Origin of the sequence: Pseudomonas bubulae (assembly GCF_037023725.1) — a bacterium.
Lineage (GTDB): Bacteria > Pseudomonadota > Gammaproteobacteria > Pseudomonadales > Pseudomonadaceae > Aquipseudomonas > Aquipseudomonas bubulae.
Window position 1 is genome coordinate 1,831,751 of sequence record NZ_CP146077.1, and the last position, 23,510, is coordinate 1,855,260.

The following is a 23,510-nucleotide window of genomic DNA, read 5'->3' on the forward strand; positions in this document are numbered from 1 at the left end:
ACGACAGGATCAGTCGTTGAAGTCTTTCCAGCCGCCCATTTGTTTCCAGCTGTTTACGATGCCACAGAACAACTCGGCGGTTTTCTCGGTGTCGTAACGGGCCGAGTGTGCTTCACGCCCATCAAAGTCGATGTCGGCGGCCTGGCAGGCTTTTGCCAGGACGGTCTGGCCATAGGCCAGGCCAGCAAGGGTCGCGGTGTCAAAGCTCGAGAACGGGTGGAAAGGGTTGCGCTTCATGTCCAGGCGCGCGACAGCGGCGTTGAGGAAGCCCAGGTCGAAGCTGCTGTTATGCCCCACCAGAATGGCGCGTTTGCAGCCATTGGCCTTCAGGGCCTTGCGCACACCGCGGAAGATATCGGTCAGGGCTGTCTCTTCACTGACGGCCATGCGCAGTGGGTGATCGAGCTTGATACCGGTGAATTCCAGTGCAGCGGCTTCGATATTGGCGCCTTCAAACGGCTCGACACGGTGGAAATAGGTGTGTTCGGGGAACACAAAGCCTCTTTCGTCCATGCCGATCGTTACGGCAGCAATTTCCAGCAATGCATCAGTAGCACTGTTGAAACCGCCGGTTTCAACATCGATTACGACCGGCAGATAACCGCGAAAGCGCTCTGCCATCGGGTGGCGTGGACCGCCGCCATGGCCGCCTTCGTGTTCGTCATCATAATGGTCGTCACTCACAGCTGTTCCTCCAGCAGGCGCCAGCGCAGTGTTTCACCGGCGCGCAGCGGAATTACGGTCAGCTCGCCGAAAGGCAGGCTGGTTGGGGCGGTCCACTCCTGGCGAACCAGGGTGATCTGTTCGTTGCTGGCGGGCAAGCCGTAGAAGCGCGGGCCGTTAAGGCTGGCAAAGGCTTCCAGCTTGTCGAGCGCATTGCGCTGTTCGAACGCTTCGGCGTACATCTCGATGGCCGCATAGGCGGTATAACACCCGGCGCAACCGCACGCCGCTTCCTTGGCGTGCTGGGCGTGAGGTGCCGAGTCAGTGCCCAGGAAAAACTTCTCGCTGCCGCTGGTGGCCGCATCCAGCAGGGCTTCCTGATGGGTGTTGCGCTTGAGGATCGGCAGGCAATAAAAGTGCGGGCGAATGCCGCCAACCAGCATGTGATTGCGGTTGTACAGCAGGTGATGAGCGGTAATGGTTGCGCCGACGTTGGCCGAAGCCTCGTTGACGAACTGCACCGCGTCGGCGGTGGTGATGTGCTCAAACACGACTTTCAGCGTCGGGAAACGATCTACGACGCGGCGCATATGCTCGTCGATGAAGATCTTTTCGCGGTCAAAGACGTCTACGCCGGCTCGGGTGACTTCACCGTGGATCAGCAAAGGCATGCCGACTTCGGCCATGACTTCCAGAACCGGGAAGATCGCGTCGATACTGGTTACACCGGAGTCGGAGTTGGTCGTTGCCCCGGCCGGATACAGCTTGGCTGCATGGACGAATCCGCTGGCCTTGGCCGTGCGAATGTCTTCTGGCTGGGTACGATCGGTGAGGTACAGCACCATCAGCGGCTCGAAGCGGCTGCCAGCGGGGCGTGCAGCCAGGATGCGCTGGCGATAGGCGTCGGCCTCGGCGGCATTGCGCACCGGGGGTACCAGGTTGGGCATGATGATGGCGCGGCCAAAAGTGCGCGCTACATCCGCGACAGTGTGAGGCAACACAGCACCATCGCGAAGATGTATATGCCAGTCGTCGGGACGCAGCAGGGTCAGGCGGTCAGACATTGGGGATTCCAGGCGGGTCGAACTGAGGTGAATGCTACCGGAAAAGACTCTGGCAGGCACTCGCTATCAAGTTTTGTGATTGCTGACCGATATCTGATGAGCATGCCGTAAATCTGTGGCCTGTTTTTTTGCCGTACAAGCCTGTGGAGCCTCCCGTGCGCCAGCGTTATTTCATCCTGCTCAGTATGTTTGCCAGCCTGCCAGCCATGGCTCTGACTTTTCAGACGCGGCTGGAGAATATCGAGTGGAAAGTGGAAGGTGACAAATTCGAATGCCGTCTGATTCAGCCGATTACCGATTTTGGTTCGGGTGCTTTTGTAAGGCGTGCAGGAGAACAGGCTGTATTTCGTCTTAATGCTTACAACTCAATGTTGGGCGAGGGCTCTGCCAAGCTGTTGGCCGCCGCTGCGCCCTGGCAACCGGGCCGTGGTGATATTGACCTGGGCTCGGTGCGTATTGGCCGTGGGCAGGTGCTTTTCAACAGTTCCCAGGCGCAGGCCGCCAACTTGTTTCGAGGCTTGATTGAGGGGCGCAGCCCCTTGATAAGGCATTATTCTCGTGAGGGCAATGTCTCGGAAGTACGCCTGCTCCCTGTCAGGTTTCGCCAGGCTTACGGCGACTACGAGGCCTGTACCGCAAAGCTTTTACCGAAAAACTTTGAGCAGGTCAGACAAAGCCAGATCGGTTTCCCTGGCGGGGGGACCGAACTGGACGCGGTGGCCCGGGTCAACTTGCAAGTCATGGTCGAATACTTGAAGGCAGACCCTACAGTCAATCACGTCATCCTCGACGGTTATTCCGATAATCAGGGCAATCGCTTGACCAATCGTGAGCTGTCGCGGCGCCGGGCATTGGCGGTAATGGAGTATTTCAAGCAGAACGGCCTGCAGGAGTCGCAGATCACGGTGCGATTCCATGGTGAGCAATACCCCTTGGCGGCGAATACCAGTCGGGTAAACCGGGCGAAAAATCGCCGGGTAAGCGTCCGCCTGGAACGGCTCCCTGTGCCTGAAAAAGCTGCGCCATCTGTAGGTCCCAGCAATCCAGCGGCTATTTCCTGAAGCAACGGTCTCGTCGCGTCTTTGATATAAACTGTCGCTTTGTCGTCTTAAGCTGTCGCGCCTCTGTAAATTCATGGCTGTGGGCGGTAGACTGTTCGGCTTTTCGAACAACCCGTGGAGTGATGGCATGGCGGACGTAAACAAGGTCGTTCTGGCTTATTCGGGCGGCCTGGACACTTCGGTGATCCTGAAGTGGCTGCAGGATACTTATAACTGTGAAGTCGTAACCTTTACCGCTGACCTGGGTCAGGGTGAAGAGGTCGAACCTGCACGTGCCAAGGCGCAAGCCATGGGCGTCAAGGAAATCTACATTGATGACCTGCGCGAAGAGTTTGTTCGTGACTTCGTTTTCCCGATGTTCCGCGCCAACACCGTTTACGAAGGCGAGTACCTGCTGGGTACTTCCATTGCTCGTCCGCTGATTGCCAAACGCCTGATTGAAATCGCCAATGAAACGGGCGCCGATGCCATTTCCCACGGTGCAACGGGTAAAGGTAATGACCAGGTTCGCTTTGAACTGGGTGCCTATGCCTTGAAGCCAGGGGTGAAGGTTATTGCTCCTTGGCGTGAGTGGGACTTGCTCTCCCGTGAAAAGCTGATGGATTACGCTGAAAAGCATGCAATCCCGATCGAGCGTCACGGCAAGAAAAAATCCCCGTACTCGATGGATGCCAACTTGCTGCATATCTCCTACGAAGGTGGTGTGCTCGAAGATACCTGGACTGAGCACGAAGAAGACATGTGGAAGTGGACCGTCTCTCCGGAGAACGCTCCTGACAAGCCGCAGTACCTAGAACTGACCTACCGTAATGGCGACATCGTTGCGCTGGACGGTGTTGAGATGACACCTGCGACTGTTCTGGCAACGTTGAACCGCATTGGTGGCGAACACGGTATCGGCCGTCTGGATATCGTCGAAAACCGTTATGTTGGCATGAAGTCCCGTGGTTGCTATGAAACCCCGGGCGGCACCATCATGTTGCGTGCTCACCGCGCCATTGAGTCGATTACTCTGGATCGTGAAGTCGCTCACTTGAAAGACGAGTTGATGCCAAAGTACGCCAGCCTGATCTACACCGGCTACTGGTGGAGCCCTGAGCGCATCATGCTGCAACAGATGATTGATGCTTCGCAGGTTCACGTTAACGGTGTTGTTCGCCTCAAGCTGTACAAAGGCAACGTGATTGTTACCGGTCGCAAGTCTGACGAGTCGTTGTTTGATGCCAACATCGCAACCTTTGAAGAGGATGGCGGTGCTTACAATCAGGCCGATGCTGCCGGCTTCATCAAGTTGAATGCATTGCGCATGCGTATTGCTGCAAATAAAGGGCGCAAGTTGTTCTAATACAGCTCGCCTGGTAAAGCCCCAGCCAATTGGCTGGGGCTTTTTTTTGCCTGCAATTCAGGTATTTGTTTGGGGGCGGGGTGAGTTAAGCAGGGTGAATCTGTGTGCGTCGGTGTTGTAGCTGATAATGGTTGTATGGTTGATGGATGACGTATGTTTGAAGTTGTCGATGGCCCGTCGAATAGTTTCCTGAGGAATACTGGAGTGCTGGTTGGTAAGCAGTAGCAGTACAGCATGTCTGGGGGGCGTGTTTTTATATTTGCGGGTTGCTTTGTAATAGATATGTAATACCTCTTCGGCAGTGCCTTTATGAGGGGAGAGCAAGTGCAGGTAGTTCAGGTCCATAAGATAAAGTGTTTTTAACTCTGAGCCCTCTCTCCATGCATGACTCTTGGCAAAGAATGTTGCGTGCGCTCTTTCGGGGGGTGGAAACGGGGGAGGGTCTACGTGGTGGACTCTTTGGCCTTGAAGGAAGATGTTATGGGGTCTGTATAAGCTGTACGGGGAGCCTGAAGGGCAGGCGGGTATAAATAGTTGTGCGGATGTACTTGTGCTTGCAAATGAATTGCCTTGCTTCAGGCAAGGGCCAGTCGGCTGAGAGAACCCTTCCGGAGTATTCTCGGCTTTGGATAAGTCAGCGGGGGTATAAAGTGTTTTGTTATTGAAGTTTAAGGTCAGGAAAAACAACGTGATCAGAAGTGATGGGAACACAATCAGGAACCATACGTATATTTTTTGATGCTCACTGTCGATATAAGGGAGAGAGACTGCAGCGGACGCTTCCGTCAGCATTGAAAAAACAGCGATAACGGTAAGTGGATGGTTGATTTTTATGGTGTTTTTTATCATGAAAGTGCCTTTTGGTAAAAGTCGGAATGATAAGGAAGAAGGCGCTTCTTGGCGGTGTATGGCCAGCTTGGAGTATCTGTGCAGGGTCAATGTAAGTCGGGTGATTGGTTCAGCGCTTTCTTCAGGGAGTTGCTAGCGTTTTTTAAAATTAGTCGTGTTTTTTTTTAAGGCGCAAATCAATTGCATGAGATTGTGTCGCGCCCGGCTGGCGGAATTTATCGATTTCTTGAATAAGAGGTTTGTTTTTGTAGGGGGGCTGTCGTTATCAGATCGGACCTTGTTAAAGGGCGTTAAGTGTTTTTTGTAAAGGGTGTAAGGTTTTTAGTCAGTGACTGATTTGAATGATAAGTCTGAGAGGGAGTTGTAGGTGGATGAACGTATCTATCGAATATTTATTTTTATCTTGGTTGGGTTTGCCTGGGCGAACGTCTTGCCGTTATTTTAGCGTGATTTAATGCTTTAGGTGTTTTCCTAATGATTTGTAGTCCGATTCTGTAAGCATGAAATTGTAATATTTTCCCTTGGAAAAATAGTAGATTTAATTTGAATGAACATTGAGATTTGTCACTGTGTTTTTTGTGGTTTTTAATGGGGGTGGGGCATTTTATTTGGGCGGCAGGCCATGGGGGTGGGGTATGTAGTTGGGTTGTCAGGCTGTTTGGTCAGATTTTTGAATGTGTTTTATATCTGGTTTTTTGAATGTGTCTTAAGTGGGTACGATTTCGTTATCTGTGTGAAAGTGTTGCAGTTCTATGTTGGGTTTTTATTTTAATTCTCGGCGCTTTCTTGAGTTTCGGTCTTCCCATGTCTGGCAGCTTGTGACGAAAGTGTGTGGGGGGCGTTTCAATGGGCGATATCTGTAGGGTTGATCTCCAATATTTGTAGGAAATGTCTTTGGTTGTTGATGCTTGAGGGGGTGCTATGCCCAGTTTGTTGCGACTAGGCTATGGTGCTGGTTCTGAAAATTCGAACAGCGATAAATTGGAATGGCCCATGAATAAAGTGCTGATCGTGGATGATCATCCTGTAATTCGTCTTGCTGTGCGTATGCTCATGGAACGACATGGCTACGAGGTTATTGCAGAGACGGATAATGGTGTGGATGCTTTGCAGCTTACGCGTGAATATGCGCCTGATATCGTAATTCTGGATATTGGAATACCTAGGCTTGACGGGCTTGAAGTTATAGCGCGGTTGTCCACACCGGCAGTGCCTATCAAGGTGCTGGTGTTGACTTCACAAGCCCCGGGTCACTTTTCCATGCGTTGCATGCAAGCCGGTGCAGCCGGTTATGTATGCAAGCAGCAGGACTTGACTGAACTGTTGAGTGCAATCAAGGCCGTACTGTCTGGCTACAGTTATTTCCCGAATCAAGCCTTGCACTCAGTACGTTCAAGCTTGGGGAATGCCAGTGAGGCAGATATGGTCAATCGCCTTTCTGGGCGAGAAATGATGGTGTTGCAGCAGTTGGCACGTGGAAAGAGTAACAAGGAAATTGCGGATGGCATGTTTTTGAGCAATAAAACGGTGAGCACCTACAAAACGCGCCTTTTATTGAAGCTTAATGCCCGTTCACTTGTAGATTTGATTGAGCTGGCACAGCGCAATGGCCTGGTGTGAAGAGAGGGGCTTGAAGATGTAATACCCCAAGCCCCCTGAGCAAAAGCCTCCACAACAGGAGGCTTTTGATGCCGTATCTCCGGGATTACAGGTCGTATCCATAATCTTCCAGCTCTTTTCTGAGCCGTTTTTCTTCCAGCAGTGCGTCAATGGTGCGGCGTTTGGCCAGATTGGTTTTAGCGACCTCGACAACAGGCTCTACGACTTCGTCCGAATCGACGACTGCGAAATCTTCCTCTACTTCCAGTTCTTCTTTGCCAGTGCTCATTCAATTCACTCCAGGCTAAGACAGCTAATGGCGCCCCTTATAGCGATAATCGCTCGTTGGGTAAAAAAGATTTTCTCAATCGATCAGCCCATAGAACGCCTATCACTCAATCATCAGAGGTTTTTTCCTTGAAATCGCACAGGTCTTCTATGCGACAACTGCCGCACCGAGGCTTGCGCGCCTGGCACACGTAGCGCCCGTGCAGGATAAGCCAGTGATGGGCGTCCAGCAGGTAGGGTTTTGGTACGTACTTCATGAGGTTTTTTTCGACCTCCACCACGTTTTTGCCAGGGGCAATACCGGTTCGGTTGCTGACCCTGAAAATATGGGTGTCTACAGCCATTGTCAGTTGCCGGAAAGCTGTATTGAGCACAACGTTTGCCGTTTTACGACCTACCCCGGGCAGTGCTTCAAGCTCTTCTCGGGTCTGTGGGACCTGGCTGCCATGGCGCTCAATCAATAAACGGCAGGTTTCGATCACGTTCTTGGCCTTGCTGTTATACAGGCCAATGGTCTTGATGTAGTGCGACAGTCCTTCCACTCCCAGAGCGTAGATGGCTTCTGGTGTGTTGGCGACCGGAAACAGTTTGGCCATTGCCTTGTTAACGCTGACGTCAGTGGCCTGTGCAGACAGGATCACGGCGATAAGCAGTTCAAAAGGCGATGAATAGGCCAGTTCGGTTTTAGGTTCAGGGTTGTCTTCGTGAAACCGGCGAAATATTTCAAGGCGCTTTACGGCGTTCATGGTTAAAAACGTTCCTGAAGAGCAGTCCGATAAACGGTGGGGCGCTTATATGGTTTTTTCAAGTCTTGCCCGGATCCAGCGCATTGAGTGCGGATTCTGCCTGAGTGACAGCGTCAGCCAAAAGTGTCAGCTCGGTGCCGGACACCTCTTGGCCCATGGCTTTTTTAAGTTCGGCGCGGCGCATGGCCAGCTGGATTTTTGCCCGTTTGAGTTTGGCAGTATTGGCTATCGGTGCGGGTGTGGCGGCCAGGGGCATTGACTCCAGTTGAGCCAGTGCCTGCTGCGCGGATTCAAACTGCTGTTGCAGAATAACCAGCTGAGATTGCTGCTGTGCGGTTGGCGGATGCCCGAAGGCCTTCAACGATTTGTTCAATTGCGCGCGGGCCATGGCCAGAGTGACCTTGGCTTTTTTAAGTGCGGCGTCATTGAGGCTGCCTGATGCTGCCCCGGGTAAATCCGTTTGCGTGCCGCTGAGGGTTGCTGCAGGCGGGCGCTGGGCACGGGCAAGGCGTTCAGCTTGCCTGTGCAGCTCTTCGTGGCGCAGGCGTTCGTCGCGCGACTCGAAACGCTTGCGGGCATGCTCGCGTTTCTGGTTACGGGCGTTGAACTGCTCTTCATTCTGAGCGAGGCCGCCGACAATCGGGATGACATTGGCAGGCAGCGGGTGCATTTCGATGCAGTCCACCGGGCATGGCGCAACGCAGAGATCGCAACCGGTGCATTCATCGATAATCACGCTGTGCATCAGTTTGGCGGCGCCAAGAATGGCATCGATCGGGCAGGCCTGAATGCATTTGGTGCAGCCGATGCATTCGGCTTCGCGAATATAGGCCACTTGCGGTGGGGCCTGGCCGCGATCGGTATCCAGTTGCAGTACGGGAACCCTGAGCAAGCTGGCCAGTGCAGCAATGGTTTCGGCACCGCCAGGCGGGCACTTGTTGATTGCCTCGCCTTGAGCAATACCTTGCGCATAAGGTTTGCAGCCAGGATGGCCGCATTTCCCGCATTGAGTTTGCGGCAGTAAAGCATCAATACGTTGAATCAGGCTCATGGTGTGATCAGTCCAGCTACAGCGGGTCGCATCTGGGCGACGCTCAACATGCGCAGAGATAAATAGGGGCGTGACGGTCAAGCGTGGGTGCAAGATCGTTCAGCTCGGTAAAGACGGCTGATTATCCGGCATGACGGGAGGGGCGGCTACTGATGAACAGCGTCTGGTGGCCTGCAGGCCACCAGACGGTGCAAAGGGGCAGTGTTACTTGATGCGCTGACCTGGCTTGGCGCCGCTGTCCGGGCTGAGCAGGTAAATTTCTTCACCGCCAGGGCCGGCAGCCATCACCATGCCTTCAGATATGCCAAAGCGCATTTTGCGTGGCTTCAGGTTGGCGATCATCATGGTCAGACGACCTTCAAGCTCGGCCGGGTTCGGGTAGGCGCTCTTGATTCCCGAAAACACGTTGCGTTGCTCGTCGCCAATATCCAGGGTCAGGCGCAGCAGCTTGTCGGCACCTTCAACCGCTTCGGCCTTGAGAATCAGCGCGACGCGCAAGTCCACGGCAGCGAAGGTATCGAACTCGATTTCTGCGGCCAGCGGCTCCTTGACCAGTTCGCCGTTGCCCTGTGGTGCAGCGCTGCCGGTGTCGGTCTGGCTGGCGACCAGATCTTCTTTCGAAGCATCGGTCATGGCCTGGACCTTGACCGGGTCGATACGGGTCAGCAATGGCTTGAATGCGTTCAATTGGTGGTTGGCCAGCAACACCTGGTGATCGTTCCAGGTCAGGGGGGCGACATTCAGGAATGCCTCTGCATCGGCAGCCAAAACTGGCAGGACCGGCTTGAGGAAGATGATCAGCTGGCGGAAGAGGTTGATGCCCAGTGCGCAGACCGCCTGAACTTCAGCTTGCTTGCCTTCAACTTTGGCCATTGCCCAAGGAGCCTTGTCAGCGATCCAGGCGTTGGCACGGTCGGCCAACGCCATGATTTCACGCATGGCACGGGCGAAGTCACGGGCTTCATAGGCCTCGGCAATGCTGGGTGCGGCGGCCAGGAACGCTTCGGTCAGTTCGGGAGCAGCATTGCCCTCGACCATCACACCGGCGTTACCCTTGTGAATAAAGCCTGCACAACGACTGGCGATATTGACCACTTTGCCGACAAGGTCCGAGTTGACCTTCTGTACGAAGTCTTCCAGGTTCAGGTCCAGGTCATCAACCCCGCGACCCAGCTTGGAGGCGTAGTAGTAGCGCAGGTATTCCGGTGCCAGGTGGTCCAGGTAGGTGCGGGCCTTGATAAAGGTGCCGCGGGATTTGGACATCTTCTGGCCGTTGACGGTCAGGTAACCGTGAACGTTGATGGCAGTAGGCTTGCGATAGCCTGCGCCTTCGAGCATGGCTGGCCAGAACAGGGCGTGGAAGTTAACGATGTCCTTGCCGATAAAATGGTACAGCTCGGCGGTGGAGTCCTTGGCCCAGTACGCGTCGAAGTCCAGATCTGGACGGCGGGCGCAGAGGTTCTTGAAACTGGCCATGTAGCCGATTGGTGCGTCCAGCCATACATAGAAGTACTTGCCTGGCGCGTCCGGGATCTCGAAGCCGAAGTACGGCGCATCGCGGGAGATATCCCACTGTTGCAGGCCGGTATCCAGCCATTCGGCGATCTTGTTGGCTACAGCATCCTGCAGGGCGCCGCTGCGGGTCCAGCTTTTGAGCATGGCATCGAAGTCGGGCAGCTTGAAGAAGAAGTGCTCGGAATCCTTGAGTACCGGAGTGGCGCCGGAGATGGCGGACTTGGGATTCTTCAGATCGGTTGGCGCGTAGGTGGCGCCGCATTTTTCGCAGTTGTCGCCGTACTGATCGTCAGTGCCGCATTTAGGGCAGGTGCCCTTGATGAAGCGGTCGGCCAGGAACATTTTCTTTTCCGGGTCGAAGTACTGGGTGATCGAGCGGGTAGCGATATGCCCGGCTTCGCGCAGCTTGATGTAGATCGCACTCGACAGCTCACGGTTTTCTTCGGCGTGGGTCGAGTGGAAGTTGTCGAAATCGACGAGGAACTCGGCAAAGTCGGCGCTGTGTTCAGCCTGGACGTTGGCGATCAGTTGCTCGGGGGTGATGCCTTCTTTCTCGGCGCGCAACATGATGGCCGAGCCGTGGGCATCGTCTGCGCAGACATAAGTGCACTGATTGCCGCGAAGTTTCTGGAAGCGCACCCACATATCAGTCTGGATGTACTCAAGCATATGGCCAAGGTGAATTGAACCATTGGCATAGGGCAGGGCGCTGGTGACTAAGATATTGCGTGGCTCGGACATGGGGCTCGGCTACTTGATGAGACGGTGGTCGGCCACTATAAAGCGCCGGGCAATATATTTCACCCCGTGCTGGCGTATCTGATCGTTTGTGCTGTTTTTGTGCGGTTCAAAAGCCTGCTGCCGGTGGTTTATTACAGGTACGATAGCGGCCTGTTTTACTCAGTCTTTACGGGAGTTGCCCATGAGCGCAGTTAATCGCGCAGCGGTGGAGGCCGTCCTTCGCCAATACACCGACCCTTATCTGAATCAGGATCCGGTCAGTGCCGGATGCATCCGCAACATAGAGGTTCAGGGTGAGCGCGTCAGTGTTCAGCTTGAACTGGGTTATGCCGCCGGTCTGTTCAAGGGTGGCTGGGCGCAGATCCTGCAAACCGCCATCGAAAACATGGATGGCGTGACCTCGGCCAAGGTCGAGATCAACTGCGTGATTGCGGCGCACAAGGCGCAGGCGCAAATCCCGGGCCTGGCCAATGTGAAGAACATTGTGGCCGTGGCTTCCGGCAAGGGCGGTGTCGGCAAGTCCACCACCGCAGCCAACCTGGCACTGGCGCTGGCCCGTGAAGGTGCGCGGGTGGGGATTCTGGACGCGGATATTTATGGTCCGAGCCAGGGCGTGATGTTTGGCATCGCTGAAGGTACGCGGCCGAAGATTCGTGATCAGAAGTGGTTCGTGCCCATCGAAGCCCATGGCGTTGAAGTCATGTCGATGGCCTTTTTGACTGACGACAACACGCCGATGGTGTGGCGCGGTCCGATGGTGTCGGGTGCGTTGCTGCAGCTGGTGACACAAACGGCCTGGAATGACCTTGATTACCTGGTCATTGATATGCCACCGGGTACCGGCGATATCCAGCTGACCCTGGCACAGAAAGTCCCGGTGACCGGGTCGGTGATTGTGACCACGCCGCAGGATCTGGCTTTGCTGGATGCACGCAAGGGTGTCGAGATGTTCCGCAAGGTCAACATTCCGGTGCTGGGTGTTGTGGAGAACATGGCGGTACACATTTGCTCGAACTGTGGTCACGCAGAGCATCTGTTCGGTGAGGGTGGGGGGGAGAAGCTGGCAACGCAATATGGCGTTGAGGTGCTGGCCTCGCTGCCGCTGTCGATGGAAATCCGCGAGCAGGCCGACAATGGCAAGCCAACAGCGGTGGCTGACCCCAACAGCCCGGTTGCCTTGATCTATCAGGAGCTGGCCCGACAGGTGGGCGCGCGTATTGTCCTGCATGAAGCGGCTTCGCAGGCTATGCCGACCATTACGACCACTGACGACTGAATTGCGATGAAATACCTGTAGTCGCTGACGAGGTACGAGGCTGCGATAAGGCCCCCAGGGCCTTCAGAAATTGGGGCCGCTATGCAGCCCATCGCCGCCTCGTGCCTCTTCAGCGACTACAAAATCGTGCCTGGGTTTATTACGGGCATAAAAAAACCCCGCTTTTAAGGGCGGGGTTTTTTACTGGATCAGTACAAGTTAGATAACTTGAACTTCCTCAGCTTGCATGCCTTTCTGACCGCGAGTAGCGATGAAAGAAACCTGTTGGCCTTCTTTCAGGCTTTTGAAGCCGTCGGATTGGATTGCTTTGAAGTGAACAAACAGGTCGTCACCGGATTGTGGAGTGATGAAGCCGAAGCCTTTTTCATCGTTGAACCACTTAACGGTACCAGTTTGGCGATTAGACATGGTGTAACTCCTTGAACAAAGATAACTGCGACGCAGGAAAAGCCCTGGCCGAGACTGAGTGCAAAGAGCAGGAAAAATTCTTGGAGATGGTTGGATCGAAATTCAACATATCGTGTAGAGATTCTCAGTGACACAAGCAACACAGTGGCGCCACCTTAACGCTTTTTTCCGAACGTGCAAAGGGTCTTTGCGAAGGATTATCCAAAAACGTGACTGACGGTTGCCCTCACACCCTGTATTCAGGGGATCTCAAGCTAATTTCGATATTTTTTCCCCAGATTTTTGAACAGGGCCTTGGGGGGCGGTAAGATGCCCAACAGAATTTTCTACCTCGCTATTCAGGACACCCGCCATGAGCATCAAACCAGACAAGTGGATTCGCCGCATGGCGCAAGAGCACGGCATGATCGAACCTTTCGTCGAGCGTCAGGTGCGTGAAGAAGGCGAGAACCGTCTGATCTCCTACGGCGTTTCGAGCTACGGCTATGACGTTCGTTGCGCAAACGAGTTCAAGGTCTTCACCAATATCAACTCGGCGACCGTTGATCCAAAAAATTTCGACGCGGGCAGCTTTGTCGATGTCACCAGCGACGTTTGCATCATCCCGCCAAACTCCTTCGCCCTGGCACGCACCGTTGAGTACTTCCGTATTCCGCGCAATGTGCTGACCATCTGCCTGGGTAAAAGTACCTACGCGCGTTGCGGCATCATCGTTAACGTGACGCCACTTGAGCCCGAGTGGGAAGGTCATGTGACCCTGGAGTTTTCCAACACCACGACATTGCCGGCCAAGATCTACGCCAATGAAGGCGTGGCACAAATGCTGTTCTTCGAATCTGACGAAGAGTGTGAAGTGTCGTACAAGGACCGTGGCGGCAAGTATCAGGGCCAGCGCGGCGTGACCTTGCCTCGCACCTGACGAACAGAGGGAATTCTTGAGCGCAAATGCACTCTATTGAGTGTATTTCCGGTTACGCATCCAGCGAGCCGGATCATCGCTCAGGAGTGCCTTATGAAGATTGATCCGAGTATCCGCGCCCAACTGGCAAACCTCGAGCCCAATCAGGTCGGGCTGCTGGCCTGGTCTCTGCTGGCCTTTCCACAGCTGCATGCAGGTGGCATCCCCGGCCAGCCTGACCCGGACAGCCCGCAACCGATCGAGCCCGAACCAGGCGTGCCAACGCTGCCTGACGAGCCTCCGCCTGCGCCGGTTGCCTGATCCGGTAGTGGCTCAAGGCGATAGCAGATAACCGCTACGATAGGCTTCGCGGCCTGCCACGTGGGCAATCACCATGCCTGCGGTGGCCATTCGCCGCTGAGAGCGGGCATACAGTAAACCTGCGCTGGCGCAGTAAACCGGTGTGAGCTTGTCGCTGATGGGGTCAATGATCTCGGCAATCAACTGGCCAGCGCACAGATACTCCCCCGGCCTGGCATTGAACACCAGCAGCCCGCCTGCAGGTGTTGCCACGGGCTCTACGCCGGCCAAAGGGGTGGCGGGGTAGAGAAGGGGTGGCAAAGGCACGGATTCTCCGTCAATCGCGCCAAAATCGATCAGATAATCAATCAGCGCCTGGCAGTCGTGCCCTGCATGGCTGTGGTTCACATCTGCCAGGCCGCGTAATTCCAGGGTTACGGAAAAGCTGCCCTGGGGAATCGCATAGCAATGACCGAAACGCTGCTGTAGTTGCCACCACAGCAAGGTGAAGCACTCATCGAACGACAACCCGCCGGAGTCCGTTGCCAGCAGGCTGGCTTGAGCGCCGAGGTGGCGCGCCAGCGGTTCGACCTGCGGCCAGGCTTCAGGCGTGGTGTACAGGTGGGGTACGGCCTCATAGTCGCAGTGCAGGTCCAGCACCATATCGGCATCGCAGGCCAGCGTTTGCAGGGTCAGGCGCTGGGAGTGCAACTGCGTTGTCGGCACTTGCGCTGACAGCAGTTCGCGCAAGCGACGGCGGATTAACTGCAGGTTCTGTGCGGGATCATCGCTGAGCTGGCCTTCAAGCTCATCACCAATCTGCGTGCTCAGGTCCAGGAAGTTACGATTGAAGTTCTGCCCGCTTTGCAGCTCGTAACGCCCCAGCGGGATATCCATCAAGACCTGCTCAAGGCCAGCCGGGTTGGCCACTGGTACCACGACTATCTCAAAGAGCAACCGTCCCGCCACCTCAAGCTCTGCAAGGCGCTGCTTGAGGTGCCAGGCGACCAGCATCCCGGGCAATTCATCCGCGTGCAGTGAGGCCTGAATATAGATCTTGCCTCGGGGCTGGGCAGGCCCGTAATGAAAACTGTGAATAAGCCGTTCAGTGCCCGGAACAGGTGCCAGCAAAGGATGAATTTGATGTCGCTGCATGGAGACGTCCTTGTGAGCCAAGTTCAGATGGCCAGACAGTAGCGCTGTGCCAGTCGCCCCAATCGAAGCATATTATGGGCGACATACAAATGAAAAATTGCACCTTTTACTCAGCATATGCCCTCTCCCGGCTTTGTGCATGAGAGGGCAGGCTGTGGCTCTCGGTTACTTGCCCGGAACCAGGGTCAGACGGGTCTTGCCGTAGGTCTTGTCGAAGTTCTGCGGCTGCATCGGGAAGCTGATGTACTGCCCTTTGAGCCACGGATCGATACCGTCGGTGTAGTGCGGGCTGGCCGGGTTACTCGATTGCCCGGTGCTGTTTTGCGCCATCATCGGTTCGACCTGGCCGAAGTCGATGATCATGCGCATGGCCGGTATCTGCGTCACCTCGAAGTTTGCGCCCGCGAGGTGGTAGGCCGCCGTATTGAGGGTCGTATGATCGCCGCCTGCCATAACGGGGGCGCGAACAGTCTGGCCGTTGGCATTGCGCCATACGTACTGATGCAGCTTGCCCCACTGCCATGCTTTGTGATCGTTGCCCATCAGGCTGTCACCGATGCTGATCGCCCCGGCCAGGCTGCGGGCCAGAATGGCCGGTTTGTCTTCTTTTTGCGTGGTGCGGCTATCGTCCCAGAAAGGACTGTCTTCGCGGCCCAGCAAGTGATCGGCTACCGCCGGGTAAGACAGGTTGCTATTGGCCACAAATGCCTGCCAGCTGGCGCTGTTCTCGGGGCCCAGTTCATCCAGGAAGATCTGCCGGGTGCTTTCCTGCAAAAACAGTTCGTACACTGCCGCATCGGCCGAGTTGGCGCCGAGCTTGCCGTCAAATGCCATCAGCCGGCCAAGAGCTTCACGGGCTTTGGCCTGTTCTGGCGCGGGCAATGCCGCGATCGCCTGTTTCAGAGGCTGTGCCATGCCGGGGGCGCTGAACATGGTTTTCAGCTTGGCTGCGAACAGCGTGGTCTGGTCGTACTGCATGGCTATCATGCTGCGGGCGTCCTGTTTGCCACTGCCTGCCAGTTGCGCAAGGCGTTCGCTGCGCTCAGGTGACAGCCACGAGTTGGACAGTTGCATGCCGTAGCCATAGGCGGCCGTACGCTGGTTGGCGGTACCCAGCCAGCCCTGGGTCGGGTCCTGGTCGTAGGGGTGCAGCATCGGGTCGGCGTAACCTTCCCAATCGTAGCGGCCATCCCAGCCCGGCGACGGGAACAGGCCAAGGCCTTCACGGCGGTTGGGGTAGAGCCCGGTCACTTGCCAGCCGATATGGTTGGCGTCGGCATACAGCAGGTTCAGCGCCACAGCGCGGATTTCACGGCTGGCATCCGAGGCTTTTTCGCTGTTCTGGGCACGGGACAGGTCAAAAAATGCGTCGAGGGTTTTGTCGCCCTGCAAGTCCGGGGTTTGCAGGGCAAGGCCCAGGCTACTGTTCAGGGCATTGGGGCTGCCCAGGGTGCTGTTGAGCAAAGGCCCGTGGCGGGTTTCGTAAATTACTTCGCGAATCGGACGCTGACCTTTGACGAAAAAGGTTTCGTTGCGCACCGTCGCCGGTAGCCACTTGCCGTTCGCCATGTAGTACAGGTTGCTGCCCTGGCGTTTGAGCTTCTCCAGGAACACATCCTGGTTGTCGCCCATGGCCATGCTCATACCCCATGCCACCTTGCCGTTGAACCCGGCAAACAGGGTCGGCAAGCCCGCAATGGTTGCCCCGGCAGCCTGGTATTTGGGGGCGCGAATCTGCACGTAGTTCCAGGCCGAAGGCACGCCTATGGGTTGATGGATATCGTTGGCCAGCAGGCTCTTGCCACTGCGGCTGCGCTGCGGGCCAATGGCCCAGTCGCTGGATGCCGTGACACCTGGCAGGCTCAGTTGCTTCACCTGTTCAAGGGCCTGGGACACGCCGCTCAAGCCTTGCAACTGGCTGCCCAGGGCCAGGCCCTTGAGCTTGTCGGCTTCGCTGCTGGGCAGGGCTTCGTTGGGATAGGTTGGCATCAGCCAGGGCAGTTTGTCGGTGCCGACTTTTTGCGTAAGGGCCAGGGCGTTGAGTTCTTCTTGCAGGTTGACCGACATGCCGAAGTTCAACAGGCTGAAAATCAGCGCCGAGTCCTCGGGTTTCCAGTACTCGACCTTGTAGCTGGCCTGCGCCAGATCGGCCGGCAATTTGTCGCGGTAGCGGAACAGGTAGGCGTTGACTCCGCGAGCGTAGACTTCGAAAAACTTTTTAAGTCGCGGTGAGGCGCTTTTATAAAGCTCGTCAGCGTTCTTTTTCAGATTGACGGTGCGCATCAACCGGTCGCTTTGCAGTGCATCAACGCCGTTGAGCTCGGCCAAGCGGCCTTGGGCCAGCAAGCGCAAACGCACCATCTGGCTGATTCGGTCACCGGCATGCACATAACCCAGGGTGAACAGGGCGTCATGGAAGCTGCTGCTTTCGATCAGCGGCATGCCCTGGATGTTGCGGCGTACCGACACGTTCTGTGCAAGGCCCTTGAGCGGTTGCACGCCAGAGGCTGGCACCAGGCTTTCAGTGGCATGGTTGTTTATCTGGCAACCGGCCAGGCCCAGCAGGCTGACCATTGCCGCGGCAACGCCGAACCGGGGTAGTAAAGAAGTAAAGGCTGGCGAGGCCATGGCAAAGCTCCTGCGGGGGTGGTGTCATCGAAAGCCGCTACGTTAGTGAGGCCGATGACACCGTGCAAGCGCTATATGCACTACTTCGGCGGGTTGATTTTATCCACCAGTGCGTAGGCACGTTCTGTAGCCGGGCGCGCCTTGACTCGCTGGAACCAGGCCTTCAGGGCCGGGAAATCATCCAGGTTCTGCCCCTGCCATTCATGGGGCACGATCCACGGGTAAATCGCCATGTCGGCGATGCTGTATTCGTCACCCGCAACAAACTCGCGGCCTTCCAGCTGTTTGTTCAATACGCGATACAAACGGGCCGTCTCTTCGGTGTAGCGTTTGATCGCATACGGGATTTTTTCCGGTGCGAAGCGGTTGAAGTGATGATTTTGCCCGGCCATTGGCCCCAGGCCACCCATTTGCCAGAACAGCCATTGCAGGGCCATTTGCCGGCCGCGCAGGTCCTTGGGTAAAAATTGCCCGGTTTTTTCCGCGAGGTACAGCAGGATCGCGCCGGACTCGAACAAGGACAGTGGCTCGCCACCGTCGGCCGGTGCCTGATCAACAATGGCCGGGATGCGGTTATTCGGGGCTATCTTCAAAAAGTCCGGAGCAAACTGTTCGTTCTTGCCGATATTGATCGGATGAACCTTGTAGGGCAGGCCAGCTTCTTCAAGAAACAATGAGACTTTGTGGCCGTTGGGAGTGGTCCAGTAATAAAGATCGATCATGAAGGGCTCCAGAAGGGAATGTTCACCCAGCACCTGACGACCATCAGAGGCGGTCATCGACTGTGGGCTGTCAGTTTTACCCCCAAAAGCGCGTCGGATGAAAGCAGGTCATGGTTTGTGACGCACTTTTTCATAAAGCAAAAACACAAACGCCGCACAGGACACTGGATCCTGTGCGGCGTTTGCAAAGCGTCCCGAGGGATCAGGCGCCGTGGCACTTCTTGAATTTCTTGCTGCTGCCGCACGGGCAGGGATCGTTGCGGCCAACTTCTTTCAGCTCGTTGCGCACAGGCTCTTGAGGTGCATGGCCGCAATGCGGGCCATGTACATGACCGTGATCGTGGTCATGGGTGTGGCCATGATCATGATCGTGGTTGCAGTCGGGGCCATGAACGTGGGGTTGTTGGGTCATTGCTCAATCACTCTGGAATAAAATCGCCGGGGATTATCTCGCCTTTGCGCGTCAGGTGCACGTCGTAACCGTAGAACAGCCCGGTTTGCAGTGTGCCCTCGAGTCGGTAGGGGATGGGCTGGTCGGGTGTTTCAAGCAAATTGACCAGCGGGCGCACCTGCGGCCAGAGGTTGGTACGTACCGGTATCACGTACATGGCGCTGCTGTTGGGTTGCACGCTGAACCAGTGTTCGTTCTCACCTTCGGTCAGCTTGATGGTGCCCAGATACACGGCATAGCTCAGGCCGCGTACGGTCAGTGTCGAGTCATTGGGGTTGTCGACCCGAAAATGCAGCCTGAAGCGCTGCTCCAGCAGCTTGGCCTGCACCAGTTCGACTTTTTCCAGATGCACGTCCGGGTCCTTGTCGCCTGAGTCGAACCAGGAGGTGCATCCCGATACCATCAGCAGCATGGCCAGGGCGATTGTTTTTATTGTTCGGGCCCGCACGTCCATTGTTTAACCCTCAGAGTCCAGCCTATTGACCGAAAAAACCGGCACAGCATTTTTTGAACTTCAGCCCGCTGGCGCATGGGCAAGCGTCGTTGCGCCCGACCTTGAGCGGTACGGTGGGGTCGATGAAGTACCAGTGCCCGGCGCTTTGCACAAAGGATGAGCGCTCGCGGTGGCTGTGCTCACCATTGGCGTCGTGCCAGCGTGCAGTAAAGGTCACAAAGGCGTGTTCCGGTTGGCCGCCGAACACTTCGCTGCTTTCAACGGTCAAGCCCAGCCAGGTGCTCTGCGCGCTCCAGTCGGCAATGGACTGGCGATCCAGCCCGGCTTGCTGCACAGGCAGGGTGGTGCTGACCAGGTAGTCGACAAGCCCCAATACATAGGCGCTGTAGCGTGAGCGCATCAGGGTTTCGGCGCTCGGGGCCGGGTGGCCGTCATGATAGTGCCCGCAGCAGGCTTCCAGCAGGTTGCCGCTGCCGCAGGGGCAAATGGATGTGCTCATCGGGTTACCACCAATACTTGCCAAAGTTTTCCGGGTTTGCCCAAAACCTGGCGTTTAGCCAGTCGGGTACTTGTTTGTATTCGCGCAAGTCGTAAGTAAAGAGCGTCAAGACTTGCTCGTCACGCTGAAACCTCTCATTGCTTTGTAAAGCAAGGGCGTAAAAGTCGGTTTCTTTCCAATTGCAGGCTGTGAGATCCGCCAGCACGGCAATGCGACTGGCATTGAGGTTGCGAATGCCGCCCAGCAATTGCAGCCCGCTGTTTTTGGGCAGGTGCTCCAGGCAGTCGATCACCAGTGCCAGGTCAAAGCGCTGCGCTGCCAGGTCTTCGGGCAACGGGCCAGGCGCTGCTCGGGCCACCTGCGCGCCGGGGTGCGCAGCCTCGAAGGCGGCCAGTGCCGGGAAACTGCTGGCCCCGACCACGAGCAGGCGTTGTGGCGCATAACGATCCAGCAAGGCCGCCAGCGCTTGCTGGGGTGTACGTGTAGAAATACCGGGCGTCATCGAAGGTCCTCACTTAGAGCGTCCAAGACTAGCCTGCGCAAGCCGCGCGGCCTAGTGGGCTGTTGCCGCTACTGTCACTTTGCTGGCGCATACCCTGAGCGCAGTCTTTACTTTGCCTTGCATCGGCCAAACGCCGACCCTCAGGAGAGACCCTTTTATGAGCATCATAAGAACAGCAGTACCTCTGGTTGTTCTCACCGGCGTATTAACGGGCTGTGCCGGGTTGCAAAAAACTGACTGGCCCACCTGTGCTGCAGTCGGCGGTGTGGGCGGGGCGGCCTTGGGTGCAATAAAAAGCTCGGCCTGGGCGGGGGGTGGTGCCGTATTCGGTGCGGGCATGGCCGCGGCTTACTGTTGGGTACACGGTGACGGCGATGCGGATGGCGACGGTGTTCCGGACAGTCGCGACAAGTGCCCTGATACGCCCCAAGGCGTGAAAGTCGATGCTGCGGGCTGCCCGATTGTGGCCGTCGTGGTGGTTGAAGAAGTGGTGGTCGTCAAGCAAGAGGCCATTGTAGTACGTGATGTGAATTTCGAATTCAACTCTGCCCGGTTGACTGCGGCGGACAAGGAAAAGCTCAATATCATAGCCGCGCGCCTGAAAAAAGACGCCGCCAACGCCCAGTTGAAGGTCACAGGGTATACCGACAGTGTGGGCAATGAGGCCTACAACCTGAAACTGTCCAAGGCACGGGCGCAGTCGGTGGTTGAGTACTTGATCGACAGCGGTGTACCGCGCAGCCAGTTTGTTTCCGTGGAGGGAGCCGGTGAGTCGAACCCTGTGGCCAGCAATCAGACCCCTGAGGGCCGCGCCCAAAACAGACGTACCGAGATTCTGATCATTCGTTAACCCTTGGTATCGCCGCGGTTTTGCCCGGGCCAGTCGAAGTTGCGGCGAATCTTTTTATGACGGTCTATGGCGTCCTGCTTGTACAAGCCGTTAATGTGCGACAAAGAACATGCTAAAGGCGGATGTATGAGGGTGCTTTGGGGGCTGGGTAAAGCATTGACACTGATAGTTTGGGCCTTGGTGCTGAGTAATCTGTACCAGCCCTTGGTCTACCCGTTCGATGTGCTGATCAACCTTGTTGGCAGCCTGTTGGTGCTGACCCATGTGCTTGAGGTGCTCTTGTTCAAAGGTCGCCTGCAAGGCCGCCGCCATCCCTGGCGTGATCGCCTGTTGATTCTTGTGTTTGGAGTTTTTCACGCACATACCCTTCCTGCCTCCCGCGAACGAGATGCCAGCCATGCGTAAGTTATGTTTGTTGGCTGCCTTGTGCAGCCCTTTTGCTCAGGCCGAGGTCGTCTCGGTCGAGGCCAACTCGATGATGCGCCTGCCCGCTAACGTCAGTGTATTGCGCCTGGAAAAGCTCGATGTTGCTGACTACGGGACGTTATTGATTCCAGCGGGGATCACCCAGGTCTATATCGACCAACTGCAGCTGGGTCGTGAAGCACGCATCACTATCGTTCCTGCCGAGCACGGCATCGCGCTGCGGGTGGCGCGTGCCGAACTGGGCGAGGGCAGCCAGATCAATGCCCGTGGCGCCACCGGTACCTTTGAAAAGCCTGCGCGGCCAGCCCGGGACCTGAGCCTGCGAATTGAGTCACTGCAAGCGCCGCAACTGTCCATTGATGCCCGTGGCGGTACGGGAGCGCCGGGTTTTGCCGGGCTTGATGGCGGTAATGGCGAAGAGCCAGGCTGTACTTGGGGCGCGGCGGGCTCCGGAGCCAATGGCGACAATGGAGGTAACGGGCAACCGGGTGCGGCCGGCGGGCAGGTGCGGGTTGAGCTGCCGCGTGACTACCCGGCCGAACAAGTCCGTGTGCGGGTTGACGGCGGTACGGGCGGCAAGCCCGGCGAGGCCGGACGGGCTGGCGCAGGCGGCAAAGCCAAGGGCTGTGTGGTGTATCGCACCGATGGCGGCAAGTCCGGCAAGCCGGGCCTGGCCGGGCAGCCGGGGGAAGCGGGTACGGCAGGTGCTGTGACTATCCAGCGGTTGTAACCTGTGCACGGCACGCAATATCCGCTGAGGCGCTAAGCGCAGATTGCGCAACACATTCACTCCAAACAGGCCGGCCGGTCGGCCGCCTCGAGGGCGCTGTGCTTTTGATCTGCCTGCCCTCCCGGGAGGGCGAGTGGAGGTTCTGTGGAGTGGGTCGACCGGCATGGATGCCGGGAGAGCCGCGATGGGCCATGGATGGCCCGTGGCGGCGTGCCCACGGAACAGGACCGGAGCGAGTGAACCTGAGCGCAGCGAAGGCCGTACGATGGGGCGCAAGCGCTTTGGTTACTTTGCCGCTTTTGCAAAGTGACTCGCTGTAAGAGCGAAACCAATATTTCAGTTAGACGCAAATGCCGGATATGTAACCGGTGGATCAGTTGATTTGCGGCACAGCTACGTATAAATAAACGACGTGCCTGTCGCCAATCAGGCGCGTGCTGCTTCAGTGCGTTACCAGCGTGTCCAGCAACTTGTCGACATAACCCTTGGCCAGCTTTGCAGCGATGGGCCGAGACTATTCCCCGATTTTAAGCGGCGCAAGCGAACGGGATTTTCTAGGAAGTTTCACGGAAACGAAAGCGAAACGTCGTACGAAACGCCTGATATTAAAGGCCAAATGCCTTGCTGTCGTCGTCGCAAACACTGCAAACACGAACCCTCTGATACCCCGTAATTAAATGGTTGTACGACTGCTGCGCAGCCGGACGCCGCCTCGTTCCTTCGGCAGCTACACCCATCCGGCTTTTAAAAAGTCGGCCGAGCCGCCGCAATTGCCACCAACACCAGCCCCACAATCAGATTGCACCCCACCAGCCGGCGAATTTTTCCCATTACCGCTGCCCCGTCAGCCCAAGCCTGGGCTTCGACAGCCTTGCGCAACTCAGGCAACTGCAGCGATTGAATGCGGATAAACAACGCCACCATCACGATGTACAAGCCCATCATGATCTGCACATAGCGCGGCGCCGTTTCAAAACCGTTGAAGCGCATTTGCAGAAGACCTACACCGCTTATCGGCAAAATCACCACTGCGATCCACACCCATACAAAAAAACGTTGGAACACTTCTACCCACAGCTTTAACCGTACCGGGCCTTCAAGGGCCGTGACAGCCGCCGGGCGCAGGATCATCCAGGCGAAAAACATGCCGCCCACCCAGATCAGGGCGGCCAGTACATGCAGGCTGTAGGCGAGGGCAAAGGCGGTCATTGGGGTACTCCGTTCGGCGCGGGATGAATTAGCGGGGTATGATAGCGGTCATTCGAACCACTGAAAATTTATCCAGCGTT

Annotated in this window: 25 protein-coding genes; 9 read left to right on the forward strand and 16 right to left on the reverse strand. The window is 56.5% G+C overall.

The genetic code is table 11. The annotated features are described in order from the left end of the window. Window positions 1-9 precede the first annotated feature (9 nt). The gene (rnt, locus tag V6L81_RS08505; protein WP_016779695.1) at window positions 10-684 is read right to left on the reverse strand and encodes a ribonuclease T; all 675 of its coding nucleotides are present in this window, start codon (window positions 682-684) and stop codon (window positions 10-12) included. Beyond that, complete coding sequence (gene pyrC / locus V6L81_RS08510) at window positions 681-1,727, reverse strand: dihydroorotase (RefSeq protein WP_095001401.1); 1,047 nt, start codon at window positions 1,725-1,727, stop codon at window positions 681-683. The genes rnt and pyrC overlap by 4 nt, the downstream gene beginning before the upstream one ends. 155 nt (window positions 1,728-1,882) lie before the next feature. Between pyrC and V6L81_RS08515 the strand changes: the two genes are divergently transcribed. Next, on the forward strand, window positions 1,883-2,788 hold the full coding sequence (locus V6L81_RS08515) for an OmpA family protein (RefSeq protein ID WP_095024200.1): 906 nt from the start codon (window positions 1,883-1,885) through the stop codon (window positions 2,786-2,788). 127 nt (window positions 2,789-2,915) lie between these two features. Further along, window positions 2,916-4,133, forward strand: coding sequence for an argininosuccinate synthase (locus tag V6L81_RS08520; protein ID WP_016779698.1), 1,218 nt, complete (start codon window positions 2,916-2,918; stop codon window positions 4,131-4,133). 57 nt (window positions 4,134-4,190) lie between these two features. Here the strand turns inward: V6L81_RS08520 and V6L81_RS08525 are convergent, their stop codons facing one another. Beyond that, the gene (locus V6L81_RS08525) at window positions 4,191-4,982 is read right to left on the reverse strand and encodes a hypothetical protein (protein ID WP_130871905.1); all 792 of its coding nucleotides are present in this window, start codon (window positions 4,980-4,982) and stop codon (window positions 4,191-4,193) included. Window positions 4,983-5,975: 993 nt separating this feature from the next. Here V6L81_RS08525 and V6L81_RS08530 point away from each other — a divergent pair. Further along, complete coding sequence (locus V6L81_RS08530) at window positions 5,976-6,602, forward strand: response regulator transcription factor (protein ID WP_095002959.1); 627 nt, start codon at window positions 5,976-5,978, stop codon at window positions 6,600-6,602. Window positions 6,603-6,687: 85 nt separating this feature from the next. Here V6L81_RS08530 and V6L81_RS08535 read toward each other — a convergent pair whose 3' ends face one another. The 4 genes from V6L81_RS08535 to metG all read right to left on the reverse strand — a co-directional run bounded on the left by V6L81_RS08535 (window position 6,688) and on the right by metG (window position 10,922). Next, a complete protein-coding gene (locus tag V6L81_RS08535) occupies window positions 6,688-6,870 on the reverse strand; it encodes a PA3496 family putative envelope integrity protein (protein ID WP_016779702.1) in 183 nt (60 codons plus the stop codon). 106 nt (window positions 6,871-6,976) lie between these two features. Beyond that, complete coding sequence (gene nth / locus V6L81_RS08540) at window positions 6,977-7,615, reverse strand: endonuclease III (protein WP_095002960.1); 639 nt, start codon at window positions 7,613-7,615, stop codon at window positions 6,977-6,979. Window positions 7,616-7,673: 58 nt separating this feature from the next. Beyond that, a complete protein-coding gene (rsxB, locus tag V6L81_RS08545; RefSeq protein ID WP_138738157.1) occupies window positions 7,674-8,666 on the reverse strand; it encodes an electron transport complex subunit RsxB in 993 nt (330 codons plus the stop codon). 204 nt (window positions 8,667-8,870) lie between these two features. Then, window positions 8,871-10,922: a methionine--tRNA ligase gene (gene metG, locus V6L81_RS08550; protein WP_315262229.1), complete on the reverse strand. Its 2,052-nt coding sequence runs from the start codon at window positions 10,920-10,922 to the stop codon at window positions 8,871-8,873. A 181-nt stretch (window positions 10,923-11,103) separates the two neighbouring features. Here metG and apbC point away from each other — a divergent pair, with 181 nt between their 5' ends. Beyond that, entirely contained in the window at window positions 11,104-12,198 is a 1,095-nt protein-coding gene (gene apbC, locus V6L81_RS08555) for an iron-sulfur cluster carrier protein ApbC (RefSeq protein ID WP_095002963.1), read from the forward strand. A gap of 198 nt (window positions 12,199-12,396) precedes the next feature. Here apbC and V6L81_RS08560 read toward each other — a convergent pair whose 3' ends face one another. After that, window positions 12,397-12,606, reverse strand: a complete 210-nt coding sequence (locus tag V6L81_RS08560; protein ID WP_002554837.1) for a cold-shock protein — start codon at window positions 12,604-12,606, stop codon at window positions 12,397-12,399. Window positions 12,607-12,958: 352 nt separating this feature from the next. On the opposite strand from V6L81_RS08560, the gene dcd reads away from it, so the two are divergent. Both dcd and V6L81_RS08570 read left to right on the forward strand, forming a co-directional pair. Next, window positions 12,959-13,525: a dCTP deaminase gene (dcd, locus tag V6L81_RS08565; protein WP_016779707.1), complete on the forward strand. Its 567-nt coding sequence runs from the start codon at window positions 12,959-12,961 to the stop codon at window positions 13,523-13,525. A gap of 93 nt (window positions 13,526-13,618) precedes the next feature. Next, window positions 13,619-13,825 carry a hypothetical protein gene (locus V6L81_RS08570; protein WP_095002964.1) on the forward strand — a complete coding sequence of 69 codons (207 nt, stop codon included), beginning with the start codon at window positions 13,619-13,621 and terminating at the stop codon, window positions 13,823-13,825. Window positions 13,826-13,837: 12 nt separating this feature from the next. Here V6L81_RS08570 and V6L81_RS08575 read toward each other — a convergent pair whose 3' ends face one another. The 7 genes from V6L81_RS08575 to V6L81_RS08605 form a co-directional block, all read right to left on the reverse strand. Continuing rightward, window positions 13,838-14,959, reverse strand: a complete 1,122-nt coding sequence (locus tag V6L81_RS08575) for a succinylglutamate desuccinylase/aspartoacylase family protein (RefSeq protein ID WP_095002965.1) — start codon at window positions 14,957-14,959, stop codon at window positions 13,838-13,840. A 165-nt stretch (window positions 14,960-15,124) separates the two neighbouring features. Next, window positions 15,125-17,587 (reverse strand): penicillin acylase family protein, encoded by a 2,463-nt coding sequence (locus tag V6L81_RS08580; protein WP_338660617.1) that lies wholly within the window; start codon window positions 17,585-17,587, stop codon window positions 15,125-15,127. 80 nt (window positions 17,588-17,667) lie between these two features. Then, complete coding sequence (locus tag V6L81_RS08585; protein WP_095002967.1) at window positions 17,668-18,309, reverse strand: glutathione binding-like protein; 642 nt, start codon at window positions 18,307-18,309, stop codon at window positions 17,668-17,670. A 202-nt stretch (window positions 18,310-18,511) separates the two neighbouring features. Continuing rightward, on the reverse strand, window positions 18,512-18,721 hold the full coding sequence (locus tag V6L81_RS08590) for an SEC-C metal-binding domain-containing protein (protein ID WP_338660618.1): 210 nt from the start codon (window positions 18,719-18,721) through the stop codon (window positions 18,512-18,514). A 7-nt stretch (window positions 18,722-18,728) separates the two neighbouring features. Next, the gene (locus V6L81_RS08595; protein ID WP_095002968.1) at window positions 18,729-19,214 is read right to left on the reverse strand and encodes an LEA type 2 family protein; all 486 of its coding nucleotides are present in this window, start codon (window positions 19,212-19,214) and stop codon (window positions 18,729-18,731) included. Between the two features lie 22 nt (window positions 19,215-19,236). Continuing rightward, complete coding sequence (locus V6L81_RS08600; protein ID WP_095019458.1) at window positions 19,237-19,713, reverse strand: YchJ family protein; 477 nt, start codon at window positions 19,711-19,713, stop codon at window positions 19,237-19,239. A gap of 4 nt (window positions 19,714-19,717) precedes the next feature. Next, window positions 19,718-20,215 (reverse strand): DUF6231 family protein, encoded by a 498-nt coding sequence (locus V6L81_RS08605; protein WP_095019457.1) that lies wholly within the window; start codon window positions 20,213-20,215, stop codon window positions 19,718-19,720. 157 nt (window positions 20,216-20,372) lie between these two features. On the opposite strand from V6L81_RS08605, the gene V6L81_RS08610 reads away from it, so the two are divergent. From V6L81_RS08610 to V6L81_RS08620, 3 genes are all read left to right on the forward strand, one after another. Next, the gene (locus tag V6L81_RS08610) at window positions 20,373-21,065 is read left to right on the forward strand and encodes an OmpA family protein (RefSeq protein ID WP_095002971.1); all 693 of its coding nucleotides are present in this window, start codon (window positions 20,373-20,375) and stop codon (window positions 21,063-21,065) included. 126 nt (window positions 21,066-21,191) lie between these two features. Further along, on the forward strand, window positions 21,192-21,470 hold the full coding sequence (locus V6L81_RS08615) for a DUF1145 domain-containing protein (RefSeq protein WP_095002972.1): 279 nt from the start codon (window positions 21,192-21,194) through the stop codon (window positions 21,468-21,470). Next, on the forward strand, window positions 21,463-22,221 hold the full coding sequence (locus V6L81_RS08620; RefSeq protein WP_095032388.1) for a hypothetical protein: 759 nt from the start codon (window positions 21,463-21,465) through the stop codon (window positions 22,219-22,221). Before V6L81_RS08615 ends, V6L81_RS08620 begins: the two co-directional genes overlap by 8 nt. Before the next feature lie 744 nt (window positions 22,222-22,965). Here the strand turns inward: V6L81_RS08620 and V6L81_RS08625 are convergent. Further along, window positions 22,966-23,430, reverse strand: coding sequence for a CopD family protein (locus V6L81_RS08625; RefSeq protein WP_095019454.1), 465 nt, complete (start codon window positions 23,428-23,430; stop codon window positions 22,966-22,968). Window positions 23,431-23,510 lie beyond the last annotated feature (80 nt).

Coding starts and splice junctions, on each gene's coding strand:
- pyrC (WP_095001401.1), bottom strand. CDS start 1,727: ATGTCTGACCGCCTGACCCTGCTGCGTCCCGACGACTGGCATATACAT.
- V6L81_RS08520 (WP_016779698.1), top strand. CDS start 2,916: ATGGCGGACGTAAACAAGGTCGTTCTGGCTTATTCGGGCGGCCTGGAC.
- V6L81_RS08525 (WP_130871905.1), bottom strand. CDS start 4,982: ATGATAAAAAACACCATAAAAATCAACCATCCACTTACCGTTATCGCT.
- V6L81_RS08530 (WP_095002959.1), top strand. CDS start 5,976: ATGAATAAAGTGCTGATCGTGGATGATCATCCTGTAATTCGTCTTGCT.
- V6L81_RS08535 (WP_016779702.1), bottom strand. CDS start 6,870: ATGAGCACTGGCAAAGAAGAACTGGAAGTAGAGGAAGATTTCGCAGTC.
- nth (WP_095002960.1), bottom strand. CDS start 7,615: ATGAACGCCGTAAAGCGCCTTGAAATATTTCGCCGGTTTCACGAAGAC.
- rsxB (WP_138738157.1), bottom strand. CDS start 8,666: ATGAGCCTGATTCAACGTATTGATGCTTTACTGCCGCAAACTCAATGC.
- metG (WP_315262229.1), bottom strand. CDS start 10,922: ATGTCCGAGCCACGCAATATCTTAGTCACCAGCGCCCTGCCCTATGCC.
- apbC (WP_095002963.1), top strand. CDS start 11,104: ATGAGCGCAGTTAATCGCGCAGCGGTGGAGGCCGTCCTTCGCCAATAC.
- V6L81_RS08560 (WP_002554837.1), bottom strand. CDS start 12,606: ATGTCTAATCGCCAAACTGGTACCGTTAAGTGGTTCAACGATGAAAAA.
- dcd (WP_016779707.1), top strand. CDS start 12,959: ATGAGCATCAAACCAGACAAGTGGATTCGCCGCATGGCGCAAGAGCAC.
- V6L81_RS08570 (WP_095002964.1), top strand. CDS start 13,619: ATGAAGATTGATCCGAGTATCCGCGCCCAACTGGCAAACCTCGAGCCC.
- V6L81_RS08575 (WP_095002965.1), bottom strand. CDS start 14,959: ATGCAGCGACATCAAATTCATCCTTTGCTGGCACCTGTTCCGGGCACT.
- V6L81_RS08580 (WP_338660617.1), bottom strand. CDS start 17,587: ATGGCCTCGCCAGCCTTTACTTCTTTACTACCCCGGTTCGGCGTTGCC.
- V6L81_RS08585 (WP_095002967.1), bottom strand. CDS start 18,309: ATGATCGATCTTTATTACTGGACCACTCCCAACGGCCACAAAGTCTCA.
- V6L81_RS08590 (WP_338660618.1), bottom strand. CDS start 18,721: ATGACCCAACAACCCCACGTTCATGGCCCCGACTGCAACCACGATCAT.
- V6L81_RS08595 (WP_095002968.1), bottom strand. CDS start 19,214: ATGGACGTGCGGGCCCGAACAATAAAAACAATCGCCCTGGCCATGCTG.
- V6L81_RS08600 (WP_095019458.1), bottom strand. CDS start 19,713: ATGAGCACATCCATTTGCCCCTGCGGCAGCGGCAACCTGCTGGAAGCC.
- V6L81_RS08605 (WP_095019457.1), bottom strand. CDS start 20,215: ATGACGCCCGGTATTTCTACACGTACACCCCAGCAAGCGCTGGCGGCC.
- V6L81_RS08610 (WP_095002971.1), top strand. CDS start 20,373: ATGAGCATCATAAGAACAGCAGTACCTCTGGTTGTTCTCACCGGCGTA.
- V6L81_RS08615 (WP_095002972.1), top strand. CDS start 21,192: ATGAGGGTGCTTTGGGGGCTGGGTAAAGCATTGACACTGATAGTTTGG.
- V6L81_RS08620 (WP_095032388.1), top strand. CDS start 21,463: ATGCGTAAGTTATGTTTGTTGGCTGCCTTGTGCAGCCCTTTTGCTCAG.
- V6L81_RS08625 (WP_095019454.1), bottom strand. CDS start 23,430: ATGACCGCCTTTGCCCTCGCCTACAGCCTGCATGTACTGGCCGCCCTG.